The organism is Bacillus sp. FJAT-27916, assembly GCF_001183965.1.
GTDB lineage: Bacteria > Bacillota > Bacilli > Bacillales > Pradoshiaceae > Pradoshia.
Map to the genome: position 1 here is coordinate 2,897,941 of NZ_LFZV01000001.1, position 17,781 is coordinate 2,915,721.

Consider the following 17,781-nt stretch of genomic DNA (forward strand, 5'->3'; position numbering starts at 1 on the left):
CCCTTATTGCGTATGAATTCCCCTGATTCCAAGGCCAGCCTCTTTCGGTAAATGAATCTTGTTAGTCTGATAACAAAGCCCGCCATTAAGAATGTTTTTTGAAAGCATGAGAGGTGCATCAAAATCATAACGTGTGATATTTTGCTTGCTTGCCGCAAAATGGGCTGCTGCTGTAATGCCAAGATGCGTTTCAATCATGCTTCCTGCCATGCATTCCATCCCAGCGGCTTCTGCCAGCTGGTTGATCTTCTGCCCTTGATAAATCCCTCCAGCCTTCATCAGCTTGATATTAATCAAGTCTGCCGCACGCATTCTGATGACCTCGAGCGCCTGCTTAGGGGAGAACACAGACTCATCTGCCATAATCAACGTGTTTACATGATCAGTGACCTGCTTCAGACCGTGCAGATCATGAGCCTTTACCGGCTGTTCCACCAGTTCAATATCCAGTCCCTCATCCTCCATCTGCCCTATAGCCCTGACTGCCATTTTCGGGGACCACCCCTGATTGGCATCAAGCCTGATGCGTATATGGTTTCCTGCCTTTTTTCTGATTTCCCTCACGCGTTGTATATCAAGTTCAATATCTCCTATACCAACCTTTACCTTTAAAATGGAAAAACCTTGCTCCTTATAACACTCCGTATCCTCCCCCATCTCCTCGGGGCTGTTCACACTGACCGTCATATTTGTCTCAAGCTCTCCGTATGCGCCTCCCAAATATTCATATAATGGGAGATGACTATTTTGTGCAAGACAATCATAGACTGCCATATCGAGCGCCGCTTTAGCGCTTGTGTTTCCTACCATAACACCCGATAATCCAGTAAGCACCTCCTCATAGGCTAAGAGATTCCGTCCAATCAAAAATGGACCAAGATGCTCCTTTATCGCAGCATCTATGGATGAAAGGGAGTCTCCTGTAACGGCGACCGTCGCAGGAGCTTCACCCCAACCGGAAATTCCATTGTCACAATCAAGGCGTACCACAAGTGAGTCTGCAGACAGAACGGTCCGGACCGCCGTTTTAAATGGTTTAACAAGGGGTACCCTCACGAGGAAGGTATCAATATTTGTTACTTTCATTCGCTACTACCCCGCTTTCTACCTTGAGCACCTTTGCAGCTGTGTCGATGGTACATGCCGTGCCAAGTGGAATAGCAAAATGAGGATCACAATGCCCAATCATGAACCCGCTCATGGCTGGCTTCCCAATTAAGTCCGCATAATGATGTAGAACTTCTTCAAGCGTTAAAGTTTTTTGGCGTTCCGGCTCTCCGTCAGAGAAATCACCTATAACAAGCCCTTTGATTCCTTGCAGTTTTCCGGCATTCCACAGCTGATTCAAGTAACGGTCAACATTCCGGGGTTCTTCATGTATATCTTCAATAAAGAGAATCTTTCCATCCGTATCAATCTCATTTTCCGTACCAAGCGAGGAGGTAATCAAACATAAATTCCCTCCAACAAGTTCCCCTTCTCCTGACCCTTCTACCAATACGTCAAGCCTTGAGATCTCCTCTGTGTAACAAAGCCCCTCTGGACTGAACAATTGGTTAAATGATTGTTTCGTTATGGAATGTACCTCCTTATTTCCGATATCACTGGCAAGCATCGGCCCATGGAAAGTCACCAATCCAGCTCGCTGTCTAATGGCGGTATGAAGGTAGGTAATATCGCTATAGCCCCAAAAAATTTTGGGATGGTTCTTAATAGCTTCATAGTCGAGTAAATCTGCGATTCTTGCCGTTCCATAGCCGCCGCAGGCACAAAAAACAGCCTTAATATCCGGGTCAAGGAACATCGACATCACATCACTTGCCCGCTCCTCATCCCTTCCGGCCAAATAGCCGTATTGGTTCTCTATGTTCTTTCCAACAACCAGCTCCAGTCCTAAAGCCTCCTCGAAAAATGGAACAGCTCTTTTTAATTTCTCTAAGTCAGGGGGACTTGCAGGCGCAATGATTCCTACCTTATCTCCCCTCTTAAGTCTCTCTGGTTTGACAGCCATTCAGCACACTCCAATCTGTTAAAAGGATGTTCTCAATCGAACATCCTTCTCATCGGTTTTATCCTATTGTATTCGTACCCTTGCTCTAACCAACCTTACTTTTTATCCGCCCATTTTAATTCCAAATAGCCAACTGGATGGCGAATGATGTCCGTGACGCCATCTGCCTGTAAATACAATTGATTGTAGAAGTGAATTGGGATGATTGGCATTTCACCCATTAGAATTTGTTCTGCCTCATACATCAACTCATAACGCTTCTTTTCATCACTCTCAAGCTTTGCTTTCTTGATTAGTTCATCATACTTTTCACTGCTCCAGCCAGTCCGGTTCATCGAGTGGCCAGTTTGGAAGTTTTCCAAAAAGTTAATCGGGTCTGCATAATCTGCCAGGAAGGAGCTTCTGGAAAACTGAAGCTTCAACGCCTTTTGGTCTTCTGCAAAGACATTGGATTCCAAATTAGCCAGCTTCACATCCACGCCAAGATTCTCCTTATACATTTGCTGCAAGGCTTCCGCAATCTTCTTATGCGTATCATCTCCCGTAGAGTACGTTAACGTGACCTCGGGAAGCTTGTCATAGTTCTCCTCCTCGAGCCCTTTAGCCAGCAATTCCTTTGCTTTGTTCACATCTGTCACCATTAAATCTCCATTTATCTCCCTAAAGTCCTTGCCAGAAGGGTCCTTGAATCCTGGAGCCACAAATCCATAGGCGGGCTCCTCTTCATTCTTCGTCACATAATCAACTAGCTGCTTTTGATCTGTCGCCATCGCAAATGCCTTCCGGATATTGATATTTTGAAAAGGCTCTTTCTCAACATTGAAACGGAAGAAATAAAGTCCGGCCTGTTCTTCAACCTTTACTTTATCCTCCTTAATCAATTGACCGCTCATCTCTGGAGGCACATCAGACGTATCCAGTTCCCCGTTCGTGTACATCTGATATTCGGTCGTTGTATCATTGACCATTGCCCAGTTTACTTTATCGAGATTGACCGAATCAGCATCCCAATATTCCGGGTTCTTCTTCATAATCATGTGACTGTCATGCTTCCACTCAGATAGGATAAATGGGCCGTTTCCAACAAAGCTTTCTGCTTCGGCAAACCACTCAGGATTCTCTTTGGCTGTCTTCTCATTGATAGGGAAGAATGCTGGATTCGTGATAACACTCAAGAAATATGCTTGCGGACTCGTCAATGTTACCTTAAAGGTCTTTTCATCAACCGCCTCAACCTTTACATCGTCTGCAGTCCCTTTTTCTGTATTAAAGGCTTCTCCGCCCTCAATGAAATAACCGAGAAAGGCAGCACCAGAAGCCGTTTCCGGATCTAAGAGCCGTTTCCACGCATAGACGAAATCAGAGGCAGTCAAATCATCGCCATTAGACCATTTCGCATCCTCACGGATAAAGAAGGTATATACCTTCCCATCATCTGATACCTCCCAATTTTCAGCTGCTGCTGGTTCAGGTTCATGGTTCTTCCCAAGCCTCGTCAACCCTTCCATCAAATTATTAAGTGCGTTCCAGGAAACCGCATTAAAGCCGATTGGCGGGTCAAAGGATGTTGGTTCTTCTCCATTATTCAAATAAAGAACCTTTTCATCGCCATCTTGATTGCCCTTACTTTCTTCATTGCCAGATTCCTTTGTCGCCGTACAAGCCGCACTCAACACCAGCATCATCAAAATGCTTAAAACAGAAATTACTTTCTTCATCCTCATCCCCCTAAATAATTAATAATAGCTGTTCTTTCCAGCTGCATTTCTCCCTAGTCCAGCTCTTTCATCCTCCAGCCAGCAATTGACAAGATGGGCATCCTGAATATGTGTTCTTTCCGGATATACTCTGACGCATACCTCCATCGCATAATCACATCTAGCGGTAAAAGGACACCCTTGCGGCGGTGCAAATAAGTCAGGCGGAGAACCGGCTATCGGGATGAGTTCCCCTTCCTGGTCCAAACGCGGTATAGACTGCAAAAGCCCTTTTGTATAGGGGTGCCGTGCATGATAGAAGATATCCCTTCTGCTGCCGGTTTCTACAATTTTTCCGGCATACATAACCGCAATCCGGTCCGCCACTTGGGCGACAACGCCCATATCGTGAGTGATCAAAATAATGGAGACGCCTGTCTGCTTTTGTATTTGGCGAAAGAGGTCGAGAATTTGAGCCTGAATCGTGACATCAAGCGCTGTAGTCGGCTCATCCGCTATCAAAATATCAGGCTCGCAAATAAGCGCCATGGCAATAACGATTCTCTGCCTCATTCCGCCGCTGAACTGATGCGGATATTGCTTAAACCGTATGTCTGGATTGGCGATTCCCACCATCTCCAAATACTCGAGACCCTTCCTCTTAGCAGAGGATTTTGATAGATTTTGATGCTCCATTAAACCCTCTGTTATTTGTTCGCCAATCGTGATTGTCGGATTCAAGGCCGTCATTGGATCCTGGAAAATCATCGAGATATCGACTCCCCTAATCTTCCGCAAATCCGCTTCCTTAAGCTTGGCAAGGTCCCTTCCGCCATATTGAATTTTTCCTTTTGTAATTCGTCCATGCGGGGTTGGTATAAGTCCCATTATGCTTTGTGATGTTACACTTTTTCCGCATCCTGATTCCCCGACAATGGCCAACGTTTCTCCGCGGTAAAGACTGAACGACACGCCGCGTACGGCATGGACAATCCCGCCAAAGGTTGAGAATTGAACATGCAAGTCATGTACTTGAAGAACCTTCTCCATCTAAATCATCTCCTAAGCTTCGGGTCGAGTGCATCTTGAAGTCCATCGCCAACCACATTAAAGGCAAACATGGTCATCGATATGAACAGGGCAGGGAAGAACAAACGCCACCAATACCCGCTCAATATAACGCCCAATGCGTCATTCAGCATTCCTCCCCAGCTCGCATGAGGGGCTTGAATGCCTAATCCGAGAAAGCTCAAAAAAGCTTCCGCAAAAATGGCCGATGGAATGGTCAATGTCAGCTGAACAATAATCGGCCCCATTGCATTCGGCAATAAATTTCTACGAATAATCCTTCGTGTCTTTGTTGCAAAGGTTTTAGATGCGAGCACGAATTCATAGTTCTTGATTTGAAGCACCTGCCCTCGGACAATCCGCGCCATTCCAATCCATCCTGTCACAGACAAAGCGATAATGATGGTAAATAATCCAGGTCCCATTACGACCGCAAGAAGAATGACCAAAAGCAAGTAAGGCAATCCGTACAGCACCTCAATGATTCGCATCATCAGATGGTCAGTTCTTCCTCCCTTATAGCCTGCTACACCCCCATAAATCACGCCTACAAAGAAATCAATCATGGCTGCCATGATTCCTACAAATAAAGAGACACGGGCACCATACCAGGTTCTCGCAAATACATCTCGGCCAAGATCATCTGTGCCAAACCAATATTCAGATGAAGGAGGCATATTTTGATTCATAATGGATTGCTTTTCAATAGGGTTTGGCGAGAGCGAAGGACCGATAATGGCCATGATGACAAGAAATGAGAGAAACACCAACCCTGCCATCGCCAGTTTATTCTGACGAAGCATTTGCCACGAGTCCTGCCAATAAGTCCTGCTTGGGCGAACGACAGCCTCTGCATCAAGAGCTTTTTGGTCAAGGGGCTTAAACCATTCATCTGGTATTTCTTTTGGTTGTTTCGATTTCACGTGCAAAGTGTTCACCCCTCTTTCTTATTCAAATTAATGCGAGGGTCAAGGATTCCATAGGCGATATCCACCAAGAAAAGCATGATGATCAGAACAGAGCTATAAAAAACGGTTGTTCCCATTATGACCGGATAATCACGATTATTGATGCTTTCAATGAAATACTTGCCCATCCCGGGTATGGCGAAAATCTTCTCAATGACGAACGTTCCGGTCAGAATGCTTGCCGCCAATGTCCCGAGTACGGTCACGACAGGCAAAAGAGCATTACGCAGGGCATGCTTAAACACGATTTTGGCTGGACTCAATCCTTTCGCCTTGGCCGTACGGATATAATCCTGGGTCAGCACCTCAAGCATGCTCGAACGGGTCAGCCTCGCAATAATCGCCATTGGACCTGTCGCTAGGGCAAAAGTAGGCAGAATCATATGACGCCAGCTTGTCCAAGTTGCGGCCGGCAGCCATCCTGCCTTAACAGCAAACACTTGAATAAATAAAGTTGCCAACACAAAGTTGGGAATAGAAATTCCTAAAACAGCAATGGTCATAGCCAAATAATCGATGATACCATTTCTTCTCAAGGCAGCAATCACACCAAGTGTAATGCCTGACACAATGGCTACGATAAGAGTGTAAAGACCCAGCTCTAAGGAAACAGGGAATCCCCAAGAAATCATGTCATTCACCGTTTGTGAGGATTTTTTGATGGAGGGACCAAAATCTAATGTGATGACCGATTTCAAGTAGTTCACATACTGAACGACTAATGGCTCATCCAACTGGTAATAAGCAATCAAATTCCTCTGTACTGCCTCATTGGTCGTCCTTTCCTCATTAAATGGGGAGCCTGGAACGGCATGCATCAAGAAAAATGTACCTGTAATGATCAGCCATAAGGTTAAAAGCATAGAGACAAGGCGGCGGATAATAAATGTATTCAGATGGGCCACCTCTTCCCTAACAAAACGTTGTACGCATGGCCAATTCCGTCATCACAAGCATGGCCTGATAAGCCTGAAGAATATCCTCTGCCTCAAACTGAACGATTGTTGTTCCTTCAATCAATTCCGTCCCTGGCATCAGATTCGCCCATTCCGCCTGTCCGTAATTAGCAAACTCAATCTTAAGAACAGGGCGTTTAGGCGGTGTCAAAGGTTTGACACGCGATCGGTTCTTAAGTGCCTCACTTGCCGCTTCTGCCAGTAACTGCTTTGATTTTGCCGGGGTTAGTGTTTTCGCAGCTGATCTTGAAATTGTTGTTTTCACTGCCGCTGTTGTAACATGTTCAATTAGCTCACTAGCTTCAAAAGCCGCCTGGTCATCTCCTGCAACCATTAGAACTGGCACGTTATAATAACCAGCCACATAGGCGTTAAAGCCAAATTCACCAATGGGCTTATCATCTATGTACATATTTCGAACACCAAAAATCATGGTATGTGAAAGGACGCCTGGCATAGAGGCCCTTGCATGATAGCCGGCAAAAATAGCTCCATCAAAGGAGGAATCCAATCCTTGCACCATCGAATACGGCTTCACATCTCCGGTAATCAGCTGTGTATCGGGATGCAAGAGTTCCACGAGAAGGTTGTTCATTTTGCTATGACTATCATTAACGACAACCTCCTCACTGCCATTCATGAACAGACTCGTAATAATGGCATTGGCCTCCTCTGTCATGATGCGCCTGCTCCGTTCATAATTATGCTGATTTGAGGACACATGAGTATGGTCCACCAACCCTGTAATCCCCTCCATATCCACAGACATGTAAATCTTCATCATATTCCCCTCCCTCTCACTTGTTGGAATTATCTAACAATTATAGTGCAGGATACATATTTTTACAATTGTCATTCGGACTAATTTCATGATTATTGTGATCATCATCCTATCTCATGTACATTCATTGAATGGAAATAAATCCCTCTGTTATGATGTTCATATTGATGAAAGGAGAGAGGAACATGCAAAAACGATTATTGATCCTGTTATCTATTGTGACACTCATTCTGCTTGGAGCCTGTTCGAATTCTTCTCCTGAAGAGGACAAACAGGAAATGGACCATTCAACAATGAATCATTCAAGCTCAGGCAATTTGCCTGATGGCATTAAAGAAAGTGAAAACCCTGCCTTTCCTGTTGGCAGTGAAGCTATATTAAAGGAAGGCCATATGGATGGAATGAAAGGAGCTACTGCTACAATCGTTGGAGCCTATGAGACGATTGCCTATTCTATCACCTATACACCAACAGATGGAGGAGATCCAGTTGAAGACCATAAATGGGTCATTCAAGAGGAGGTTGAAGAAGCAACAGGAGATGAAGCACTCGAACCTGGAACAAAGGTGACCGTCAATGCCGACCATATGGATGGAATGAACGGAGCTTTAGCTGAAATCGATTCAGCAGAAAAAACGACCGTTTATATGATTGATTACACCCCAACGAATGGCGGAGACAAAGTAACCAACCACAAATGGGTAACCGACGATGAGCTTTCAGAGAAATAAAATAATAGATTGGGACATAACAACATTTGCTGTGTCTAATACCGAATGTTGCATTGAAATTTAGGCTTAGTTAATCTAAAGCGGTGATTTTCGTTACAGGCGGTTGCTTTCCGCGGGGCGGTCGGGGAGCCTCCTCGTTGCTTTCAGCATCTGCGGGGTCTCCCCTGTCCGCTAATCCCGCAGGAGTCAACCGCCTTCCACTACAATCACCGGTACTCTATTAACAATATTCATCTTTAACAGAACTAAACAAAATAAAAAACGCCGAACCATTTTAAACTGCGCATTAAAATAGTTCGGCGTCTTTAGTTATTGGAAACCTTTTGTCCCAGGCCCTTATTTATGTACGATATGATCTTCATTCGCACTTCCTTTTGCAAAGCGCTTTGATAGGATGAGGCCTGCAAACAGCACACACATGCCAATGGCAAACCAACCTAGAAAGACTGGTCCAAGCGTACCTCCCAGATAATAGCCAACAGTTGTATAGAATACAGTCCATAATAGGCTGCCCGTAAACGTAAAAAGAAAGAAAGCCGTGTAGGATACCTTTCGTATACCAGATAGAAAAGGGACCAATTGACGCACACCAGGAACAAAATAGGTGAATATTACCCTTATCCCGTCATATTTTTCTAGCTTCTGTTTCATTCTTCCCCATTTAGCCGGTGTCATATGAACCTTATGTCCATAACGGCTAACGAGTTGATTCCCAAACTTCCTTCCAGTGAGATAGGTGACAAGCATCGCCGTATTGGCAGCAAGCAAGGCAACTGCAATTACTTGAATGAAATGCAGCCCGCTTTCTAATAACATTCCTCCAATAAGGACTAGTAATGTCTCCTCTGGAGCTGGGATGCCAATCATGGCGATGAAAAGGGCGCCAAATATCACGAAATAACCATAGCTCTGAATATATTGTGAAATAAAGTCTAAAATCATTTTAATCCCTTTCTTCTTCAGTTAAGAGGTTCCTTCCCGTTTCCATGCAGCCTCGTTCGCTGCATCATCTAACTTTTCTGAGTAGTGGTCAACATCGATGGCATAAATCGGCCTCCCTTTAACTTCCTTGAAAATCTTGCCGATATATTCACCGACAATCCCGATGCCAATCAACTGCAAACCGCCAATCATCCATAAAGATATCATGAGGCTTGTCCAGCCCGACTGCGTGTTTCCGAACCATTTCTGAAGCAATGCATAGCTCCCGGCCAGCACACTGACAAGCAAGGTAATAAATCCTAAATAGGTCACAAACCGAATTGGTGCGACACTAAAACTCGTAATTCCATCAAAAGCAAAGGAAAGCATCTTTTTCAAAGGATATTTAGAAACCCCCAGCTCCCTCTCCTTTCTTTCATAATAAACATTCGTTTGCGAAAATCCAATTAAGGGTATCATTCCACGTAAGAATAAATTTCTTTCCTTGTATCTAAGAAGCTCAGTCAATGCTCGCCGGCTCATCAGTCGATAATCGGCATGGTTCGGGATTAACCGAATGCCAAGTGTACCCATCACCCGGTAGAAGGCCAAGGCTGTATTCCGTTTAAAGAACGTATCCGTCTGCCTCTTGTCTCGAACTCCATAAACAATGTCATATCCTTCATTGTACTTCTCTACCATGGTTCGTATAACGTTTATATCATCCTGCAGGTCTGCATCGATGGATATAACACAATCAGATTGTTTTTGCGCGGCCTCAAGGCCAGCAAGCAAGGCATTTTGGTGACCTACATTACCGGCTAATTTAATCCCTCGCACCAAATGGTTCTGCATGCTTTCCACTTGAATCAGATTCCACGTGAGATCCTTGCTTCCATCATCGACAAATAAAATATTACTCCTATTGGATACTAGCTTCAGCTCCATCAGTTCCAGCAGGACAGCCGTTAGCTCATCCATTGTTTTCGGCAGAATCTCTTGCTCGTTGTAGCATGGAACGACAATCGTCAATACTGGCATATTCATGTCACGCTCGCTCCTTTAGACGGCTTGGTATAAATAAATCCTCCAGGCAGAATCCTTATGGTCAAATACCTTCAGCAGCTTAAGCTGATTATCAGAGGCATTCAAGATAGGCACGCTTGAGAAGAAATATTCTCCACCCATTTCCTTGAATACCTCTGTATGAAGTTCAAGCTTTCGAATCTGCTTTTTCGAATTCTTGCCATAGTCATATTTCTTCCCAAGTTCATCCACAAAGATGTAGCATCGGCCGCCCCAATTATCGAAATAATTTTCAAGCCTTTTATTCTTATCAAGCTCCGCTTCGATAATCTTTCGAAATTGATGTTTATAAGAAAGCGGATAATAATTGTTATATGTATCAAGGGTATAGAATCCATTATACTGCGAGATAGCGGGATGGAGCCCGATACTCGCTACCCGATAAGAATCTTGAGGTTTTCCGATGAACGCCTTAATCTCCTCAAACTGCTCCTGTGCATAAAACTCCTTAAACGAAGGGGTATTCCTTTTTCCATAATACACCTCAGGATTACCAAGAAACAGGATGAACAATTGGGCTATCATCGCTATTTTGGCCAATTGCCTCCATTTCATTCCGTTTGTCCATAACACCCGCAAGGAGAGGGCAAAAAGTAAATAAAGCACTAGCGGTCTCAGGAAATGAAACCGAGCGAAATTGAAATCATTCAATAAGGATATCCGCTCTTTAAGCAAATCCCAGCCTTCATAAAACCAAAAAGCATACCAAGCGGACAGGACAAAATTGAGCACAAACAGGAACACAAATCGTCTTTCCCTTTTCCATAGCTTCTTCCAAAGAATGATTCCAAGGGCTAAAAAGGACAGCGGAAGAATGACGTATTGATGCAGAGTGAGTACATGTGTATGGCCGACTACATAATTTTTGAAAATAAGCCTTACTGACTCCCTAAAGCTCAAATAGGCACTAAAATATTCCTCCCGGCTATTCGGCTCTCCAGGAAAGACAAGTGAATAGACGAGGCGGTATTCTATCAATAAATACATGCTCGTCATAAAAAGGATTCCGCCCAAAAACCGCCCATTCCAATCCTTTCGAAAGATTCCGTCATAAAGCCAAAGAATCCCCATCGCAAAAAGAAAGAAGAAAAAACCAAGCACGAAGCTCGAATAAAACGGAAGAAGGCCTAGGATCAGCCAATCCTTATAAGAGCTGTCCCGGCTGCGAATATTCAAGAAGGCATAGAGGGCCAGCGGATGACCAAGTGTCGACAGCATGCCGGACGGCCAAAACGGGGTCAAGCTGAAAGCGAGGGCCGTAAACACACGAATAGCCCCAAACACCTCCCCTTGCATGAAATGCTTCTTCAGGAGAAGGTACATTCCCGCAAAGGCAAACACTCTCACAATCGCCTGACTGATTGCATAAGCCGTCATCGAGGGCAGGAAATAATGAAGCCACTCAATTCCGCTGAACTCCGTCCCGAATGCATTACGGGGCAGTCCATTAATGATTTGGGCAATCGTATCATCAATCGGCCCAAATAATTGCTGGTTATCCTTCAGTACCTTATACCAGGCTATATTTGAATCAAGATTATCATGCAGGCGGATATGTGAATTCTCTCCCATAATAAACATGGGTGCTAGGTACATCCCTAACAGCACGATTGCTATGAACAAATATCTCTTTTCTTGAGACCACCGTTCAACCACGGTCTTCACCGCCTTCTCACCTTACATTTTTTTACACCATACATCTCCAAAAGTCAATATCATCCAGTTTGCCCTACCCTGGATGAAAAATGCTAAAAAAAGCCCCCGGATTTATATCCGGGAGCTCATCTCCTGCCTTCACTGAAGTCTTTGCAACAACTCATTTAACTGTAAAAGTTTTTTAATTTCATATACAGGCTTTACTTCTTCCGCAATTCTTTCATGACGGTTCACCCATACAGACGGAATACCAGCTCGATTTGCCCCTAGAATATCGGTCATCAAATTATCTCCTACCATTAAGGCCTCATCAGCTGTAACGCCCAGCAGACTGAGCGCATGCTCAAATATAGACGGGTCCGGCTTTCCTTTCCCAAAGGCTCCAGAGATTACGACATGATCAAAATAGGGAGCAATCTCCGGAGTGATTTCAAGCTTGGTCATCTGCAAATCGGGTGAGCCATTTGTCAGCAGCAGCAATTGATAGCGGCCCTGCAGAGAATCAAGAAGCTCAAAGGTATCCTCATATATAAACGGATGCTGCCTGCGCTCCTTTGGGAAGCGCTCGGCTAAATCAGCACCAAATTCGGGGTCATCAATTCCAAGCGCCTTCAGCCCCTTCACCCATGCCTCTTTACGGTAACCGGGTACAACCTTAGCTAATTGCCTGAAATCATCAGACTCATCAAGGAAATTTCCCCATAATCCCTCGAATGGATTGATACCAATCATTTGCGTAAATGCATATGTCTCATAGGATTGATAGAGCTTGGCTGCCTCCATTCGGACTACCTCCTCAAGCCTCTCAGGGTCTAGGTCATATTTCTCCCTAGCTGCCTCGCATGTTGCCGCAAAAGCTTCCTTTACGCTCCGCTGATCCCATAGAAGTGTATCATCTAAATCAAATATAATCGCCTTTACCAACTGTCCTCACCTCTCTTCCTCACACCGGCAATTCCGTAAAAAACGCCTCATAAAGTGCTTGGACGGCAAGCTTCTCCTGAGCTTCCTTCACGCCAAACATCATGCTGACCTCGGAGGAACCTTGGTTGATCATCTCAATATTAATGCCTTTATCAGCCAAAGCCCTAGATGCCCGTGCCATTGTACCAACATTGGAGCGCATTCCTTCACCGACAATCATGATTAAGGACAAATTATGCTCAACCTTTACCTCATCCGCATCCAATTCATTCTTGATGCGATTGACGATAATTTGCTCCCTCTCATGATCCAATTGATTTTGGCGCAGAATGACAGTCAAATCATCGATACCGGATGGAACATGTTCATAGGATAGGTGCAGCTCCTCTAATATGTGCAAGAGCTTGCGGCCAAAGCCAATTTCCCGGTTCATCAAGTATTTGCTTACATAGATGCTGCAAAAATCATTATCACTAGCGATTCCAACAACCGGTCCATTTGAACTCTCCTTCTGGCTGACAATCATTGTGCCTAAAGAGGCGGGATTATTTGTATTCTTTATATTAACCGGTATTCCGGCACGGAAGGCAGGAATAAGCGCCTCGTCATGAAGGACACTGAAGCCCGCATAAGAAAGCTCGCGCATTTCCCGGTAAGTTAAGACCTGAATCTCCTTCGGGTTATCAACAATGGTTGGATTAACGGTAAATACCGCATCCACATCAGTATAATTCTCATACAAATCCGCTTTTACGGCATTTGCCAGGATGGAGCCTGTAATATCGGATCCGCTGCGAGGGAATGTCATGACACGGTCATCGATTGTATATCCGAAGAAGCCCGGGAAGATTAATATTCCGTTCCTCTCCCTTAAGCGGGATAGTCTTTCATACGATTCAGGGAGCACCTGTGCATTTCCCGGTTCGCTGCTCACGATCAAGCCTGCCTCACGCGGATTAACATAGGAAGCCTCAACCCCTTTATGCTGGAAATAAGCAGCGACTAGTTTCGCATTATTGTCTTCCCCGCTCGCCTTAATGGCATCCATGAACTGCTCTGGATTGCTGCGGTCCCCCTTCAATAGCTCCAACAAATCAGCCGTAATTCGCTCAATCACCTCTTCATTCATCCCTAAATCATCCGTGATTGATCGGTAGCGATTAATGACGGCTTGGAATAAATCCTCATCCTCACTTCCCTCAAGCCAGGCTTGAGCGGTGGCAATCAATAAATCTGTTACTTTAATATCCTTCGAAAATCTCTTTCCCGGAGCAGAAACAACGATTAGTTTTCTCGTATCATCGGATACGACAATATCATATACCTTCTCCAACTGGTCTCCAGAAGCAAGAGATGTACCGCCAAATTTCACTACTTTCATTCTGCATATCCCCTAAGCGTAATTTTCTGATAATTTTATATTCTATTATCACTTCTCCTCGCTAAAGTTTCAAGCAAAACCAAAAAAAACTTCCAAAAGCGCAAGAGGCATACACGATGGAGGCAGCGAAATGGTTGAACGACTAACATATACCGTCATAAGGGGAAGGAATGAACATTAATCATCTTCTCTTACCCGAAATACTTTTAACGAAGCTTCTCCAAAAACTCAATCGGCACTGCTTTCGTTAGCCAAATACCATTTTTCGAACGATAAAATACATACCCCTGTTCGCTCATTTCACCACTGCGTACACGATAGACGACCGGTTTACCATGGCGTTTTCCTACGTTGATTGCCATTTCTGCATCAACTGACAGATGAACATACAAACGACTCTTTGGAACGAGTCCAATACGTTCAATGGACTCCGTGTACTTTTCTCCCGTCCCATGCCATAAAAACTCCGGCGGGTCCACGATCTCCAATTCTACATCTACTGGAATGGAATGCCCTTGGTTTGCTCGTATAAGAGTCTTATCCTCATTAAACGAGTATCTTTGCTTATCATCTGTTCGCACAATTTCCTCTAGTATATTCCTATCAAAGGGATATTTCTTAGAAACACCCTTAATCAATTCTTCAACATCTGCCCATCCATGTTCATCTAGGGAAATGCCAATCGCGTCTGGTTTATGCCGAAGAATCATACTCATGAACCTGCTCGCTTTCATCAAACTCATACTGTTGTTCCTCCTTTACAAAATGAAAAAAGAAGAAAGGCTACGGATTCAAACTCGATTCTCTTGATATTTCGAGCGCCTTAACTTTAAGCTAGTTTCTTTTATTCTCTCATATAAGGGAGGTGATTTTCACGAAACCAATCATTTAGGTTTGCCGATTAGCTCATGATATAATTATGAAACAATTATGACAGGGAATATAACACTGGAGGCAGATATCTTGTCCAACTTAGCAGCTTTACTGAAGGAATCTAACTATACGGTTGTGTTTACAGGAGCAGGCATGAGCACTGATTCTGGCTTGCCTGACTTCCGGTCTAATGATAAGGGATTATGGAAAAAGAAAGACCCGAGCCGAATTGCGAGCACAGACGCACTCAATCAGAATGTGAAGGAATTCTTTGAGTTCTACCGGGAACGGGTCGTAGGAGTGAAAGAACATGGACCTCATGAAGGTCATCGCATTCTCGCAAAGTGGGAGAATGAAGGGCTCGTCAAAAGCATCATTACCCAAAATGTCGATGGGTTCCATCAGGAGGCTGGTAGCAAGCGCGTTGCAGAGCTGCATGGCACCTTGCAAAAAGTCCACTGCCAGTCATGTGGGGCAGAGTATGGGAGTGATATGTATTTAGAGAAGAATTATGCTTGTAAGGCATGCGGCGGAAAACTGCGTCCATCTGTCATCTTATTTGGCGAAATGCTGCCTGAGGCGCCGTTCTTGATGGCAGAGGAGGAAAGTGAACGAGCAGATTTGTTTATCGTCATCGGTTCATCTCTTACTGTCACCCCGGCCAATCAATTCCCGCTCATTGCCAAGCAGCATGGCGCAAAGCTGGTCATTGTCAATATGGAGCCGACTGGCTTTGACCTCTATGCAGACTTAGCCATCCACAGGCAGAAGGCCGGCGAATTCCTTAAAAAGGTAGATCAGGAACTTCAACGATTATAAGAAAACAGGATTGCGGGTGCAATCCTGTTTTTTACTACCTCTTATCCTTTTAACACATCATGGTCTACATAACGTTCACCATTCAATTCACTAATGACATTGATGGCAACCTTTGCCCCATGCCCCGCTGTAATGATGCCATGCATGCTCTCTCCTGCAACTGTTCCGGCAGCCCATACATGCGGCATATTCGTTTTCCCTTCAGCATCCACATCAATAATGGTCTTCACGCGCGGCTCTGTGCCAGGCTTTGTCTTAATACCGGAAGCCTCTGCGATCGTTGCGAGCATCCCAGTCGCGATGATGACCTCTTTCGCTGTGAATGAATTGCCTTCCGTGAAAATGGTCACGCCGTCTTCTCCAGACTCAATCTTCATAACCGTTTCATCAAAGAAGCCTGCTCCAAATTTCACAGCCTGCTTCTTGCCGATAGCAATTAAATCCGGGCCGCTTATTTCCTCTATTCCATAGAAATTCTCGAACCAGGCACGTTTTGTTACTCCTTTGTCATTATCAAGTACAACCGTTTTCTTCCCTGCTTTCGCTGCCAGAATAGCGGCGCTCGCACCTGCTGGGCCTCCGCCAATCACAATGATATCGTGCATGTTTATATGCCTCCTTTTTCTTTTATTCCTACCCCATTAAGTATACCAAAAAAGGAGAATATTCAATCAACTACAATCCGTTCCATCCATACTTGACCAATCGTCTCTTCAAAGCCTATTTCCTTTAACGCTTCAACCATCACATCATTTTCTAATGGCAGGTTAACGACATACAAGCTGGATGCTTTCAATTGCATAACGGATTCAAGAAGAATCTTAGCCGCTTCAGGTTTTGCCTCCGCATCTATTCTTAACTGATATAGATAAACTGCAGGCAAACGGCCATCCTCCTGCCATTCCCTCTGAAAGATAGCATAAGCGCATTCTTTTCCACTCTCATCTATCATAACAAGTCCTTCTCCATTTGGAATACTTCTGCGCAGTGTCTGCCACGGTATATGTTCATCATAGAATGAGAGTCTGGCTATTTCCGCTGGAGCGCGGAATTCTGCACGATAGGAAGAAGAAGTGTCCTTTAATAGGATTGGATTCTTGCAGACATAATTCATGAGTCGGCCAACGAGTTTATATCCCATTTTTTCATAGAGATGAATAGCCGAGTGATTATCTTGGATGGCCTCCAGCGTTGCCTTTTTTACCCCCTCCTGTTCATAAATACGCAGGCATTCAGCGATAGCTAAGCGTCCAAGACCCCTCCCTCTGTATTCAGGAGCGATTCCGGTTCCACCATTCCAGGCTTGCTTCTCTCCATGTACCTCACGAATCCCGTTAAGAACAATCCCAACGGGTATTCCCCCATCATATAACAGGATGGAGTGCTCCGCTAACAATTCCTCCTGGGCCATACGCTTGATGAATTGTTCATAGGAAAATTCCATTTTGACAAAATAACCCTCAAACCCTCTATTCCATGCCGAAAGTATATCTTGGAGTGTACAGTCCTTTAATCCTTTGATGGTCACCATTAAGCTCCTCTCCTTTCTTATCCGTCCACCCCAAACTATATTCGAGCCCTAAACATTCAATTCCTTTTTAGGAGCTCAATCAAATGACCATCTTGACTATGAAAAAAAGCTGATTCCCAGCCATTTTCATATTTTTGATAATCAGCAGCACCCGGCAAAAGCGCCGGGAACTCTTTGACCTCAAAGCAAATATGCCAGCTAGATGTCTCTTTATTCTCGGTAAGTTCCAACCGCAGCTCCCCCTTCGTTAGAAAGATGATCCGCTCCCCGGCTAACGTCAGTTCCTCTTCTAGTTGAAATCGGCATAGATGTATATAGAATTCTAGTGATTCCTCTAAAGAATTCACCTCAAGACCGAGATGATGAAACTCCATCCCA

Annotated in this window: 18 protein-coding genes; 2 read left to right on the forward strand and 16 right to left on the reverse strand. The window is 44.5% G+C overall.

What is annotated here, in order from left to right; genetic code table 11:
* Positions 1–3: 3 nt before the first annotated feature.
* The 7 genes from AC622_RS14125 to AC622_RS14155 all read right to left on the reverse strand — a co-directional run bounded on the left by AC622_RS14125 (position 4) and on the right by AC622_RS14155 (position 7,481).
* Positions 4–1,086 (reverse strand): mandelate racemase/muconate lactonizing enzyme family protein, encoded by a 1,083-nt coding sequence (locus AC622_RS14125; protein ID WP_049671646.1) that lies wholly within the window; start codon positions 1,084–1,086, stop codon positions 4–6.
* On the reverse strand, positions 1,067–2,011 hold the full coding sequence (locus AC622_RS14130) for a S66 peptidase family protein (protein WP_049671647.1): 945 nt from the start codon (positions 2,009–2,011) through the stop codon (positions 1,067–1,069). Before AC622_RS14130 ends, AC622_RS14125 begins: the two co-directional genes overlap by 20 nt.
* Before the next feature lie 95 nt (positions 2,012–2,106).
* Positions 2,107–3,729, reverse strand: a complete 1,623-nt coding sequence (locus AC622_RS14135; RefSeq protein WP_049671648.1) for a peptide ABC transporter substrate-binding protein — start codon at positions 3,727–3,729, stop codon at positions 2,107–2,109.
* 18 nt (positions 3,730–3,747) lie between these two features.
* Positions 3,748–4,758, reverse strand: a complete 1,011-nt coding sequence (locus AC622_RS14140) for an ABC transporter ATP-binding protein (protein WP_049671649.1) — start codon at positions 4,756–4,758, stop codon at positions 3,748–3,750.
* A gap of 5 nt (positions 4,759–4,763) precedes the next feature.
* Positions 4,764–5,705, reverse strand: a complete 942-nt coding sequence (locus AC622_RS14145) for an ABC transporter permease (RefSeq protein ID WP_049671650.1) — start codon at positions 5,703–5,705, stop codon at positions 4,764–4,766.
* Positions 5,706–5,710: 5 nt separating this feature from the next.
* Positions 5,711–6,640: an ABC transporter permease gene (locus tag AC622_RS14150; protein WP_156185714.1), complete on the reverse strand. Its 930-nt coding sequence runs from the start codon at positions 6,638–6,640 to the stop codon at positions 5,711–5,713.
* A 16-nt stretch (positions 6,641–6,656) separates the two neighbouring features.
* Positions 6,657–7,481: a M55 family metallopeptidase gene (locus AC622_RS14155; protein ID WP_049671651.1), complete on the reverse strand. Its 825-nt coding sequence runs from the start codon at positions 7,479–7,481 to the stop codon at positions 6,657–6,659.
* A gap of 185 nt (positions 7,482–7,666) precedes the next feature.
* On the opposite strand from AC622_RS14155, the gene AC622_RS14160 reads away from it, so the two are divergent.
* Positions 7,667–8,212 (forward strand): YdhK family protein, encoded by a 546-nt coding sequence (locus tag AC622_RS14160; RefSeq protein ID WP_049671652.1) that lies wholly within the window; start codon positions 7,667–7,669, stop codon positions 8,210–8,212.
* 336 nt (positions 8,213–8,548) lie between these two features.
* On the opposite strand, the gene AC622_RS14165 is transcribed toward AC622_RS14160, so the two are convergent.
* The 6 genes from AC622_RS14165 to AC622_RS14190 form a co-directional block, all read right to left on the reverse strand.
* Entirely contained in the window at positions 8,549–9,154 is a 606-nt protein-coding gene (locus AC622_RS14165; RefSeq protein WP_049671653.1) for a DedA family protein, read from the reverse strand.
* Between the two features lie 21 nt (positions 9,155–9,175).
* A complete protein-coding gene (locus AC622_RS14170) occupies positions 9,176–10,180 on the reverse strand; it encodes a glycosyltransferase family 2 protein (RefSeq protein WP_049671654.1) in 1,005 nt (334 codons plus the stop codon).
* Positions 10,181–10,195: 15 nt separating this feature from the next.
* Positions 10,196–11,884: a DUF6044 family protein gene (locus AC622_RS14175; RefSeq protein WP_269431791.1), complete on the reverse strand. Its 1,689-nt coding sequence runs from the start codon at positions 11,882–11,884 to the stop codon at positions 10,196–10,198.
* Positions 11,885–12,013: 129 nt separating this feature from the next.
* Entirely contained in the window at positions 12,014–12,799 is a 786-nt protein-coding gene (locus AC622_RS14180; RefSeq protein ID WP_049671655.1) for an HAD family hydrolase, read from the reverse strand.
* A 19-nt stretch (positions 12,800–12,818) separates the two neighbouring features.
* A complete protein-coding gene (locus tag AC622_RS14185) occupies positions 12,819–14,180 on the reverse strand; it encodes an aspartate kinase (RefSeq protein ID WP_049671656.1) in 1,362 nt (453 codons plus the stop codon).
* Between the two features lie 206 nt (positions 14,181–14,386).
* The gene (locus AC622_RS14190) at positions 14,387–14,923 is read right to left on the reverse strand and encodes an RNA 2'-phosphotransferase (protein WP_049671657.1); all 537 of its coding nucleotides are present in this window, start codon (positions 14,921–14,923) and stop codon (positions 14,387–14,389) included.
* A 220-nt stretch (positions 14,924–15,143) separates the two neighbouring features.
* On the opposite strand from AC622_RS14190, the gene AC622_RS14195 reads away from it, so the two are divergent.
* Positions 15,144–15,872: an NAD-dependent deacylase gene (locus tag AC622_RS14195; protein WP_269431792.1), complete on the forward strand. Its 729-nt coding sequence runs from the start codon at positions 15,144–15,146 to the stop codon at positions 15,870–15,872.
* A gap of 41 nt (positions 15,873–15,913) precedes the next feature.
* Here AC622_RS14195 and AC622_RS14200 read toward each other — a convergent pair whose 3' ends face one another.
* The 3 genes from AC622_RS14200 to AC622_RS14210 all read right to left on the reverse strand — a co-directional run bounded on the left by AC622_RS14200 (position 15,914) and on the right by AC622_RS14210 (position 17,777).
* Positions 15,914–16,477: an FAD-dependent oxidoreductase gene (locus AC622_RS14200; RefSeq protein WP_049671659.1), complete on the reverse strand. Its 564-nt coding sequence runs from the start codon at positions 16,475–16,477 to the stop codon at positions 15,914–15,916.
* A 62-nt stretch (positions 16,478–16,539) separates the two neighbouring features.
* Positions 16,540–17,403: a GNAT family N-acetyltransferase gene (locus AC622_RS14205; protein WP_049671660.1), complete on the reverse strand. Its 864-nt coding sequence runs from the start codon at positions 17,401–17,403 to the stop codon at positions 16,540–16,542.
* A gap of 56 nt (positions 17,404–17,459) precedes the next feature.
* Positions 17,460–17,777, reverse strand: a complete 318-nt coding sequence (locus tag AC622_RS14210; protein WP_049671661.1) for a VOC family protein — start codon at positions 17,775–17,777, stop codon at positions 17,460–17,462.
* Positions 17,778–17,781: the final 4 nt, after the last annotated feature.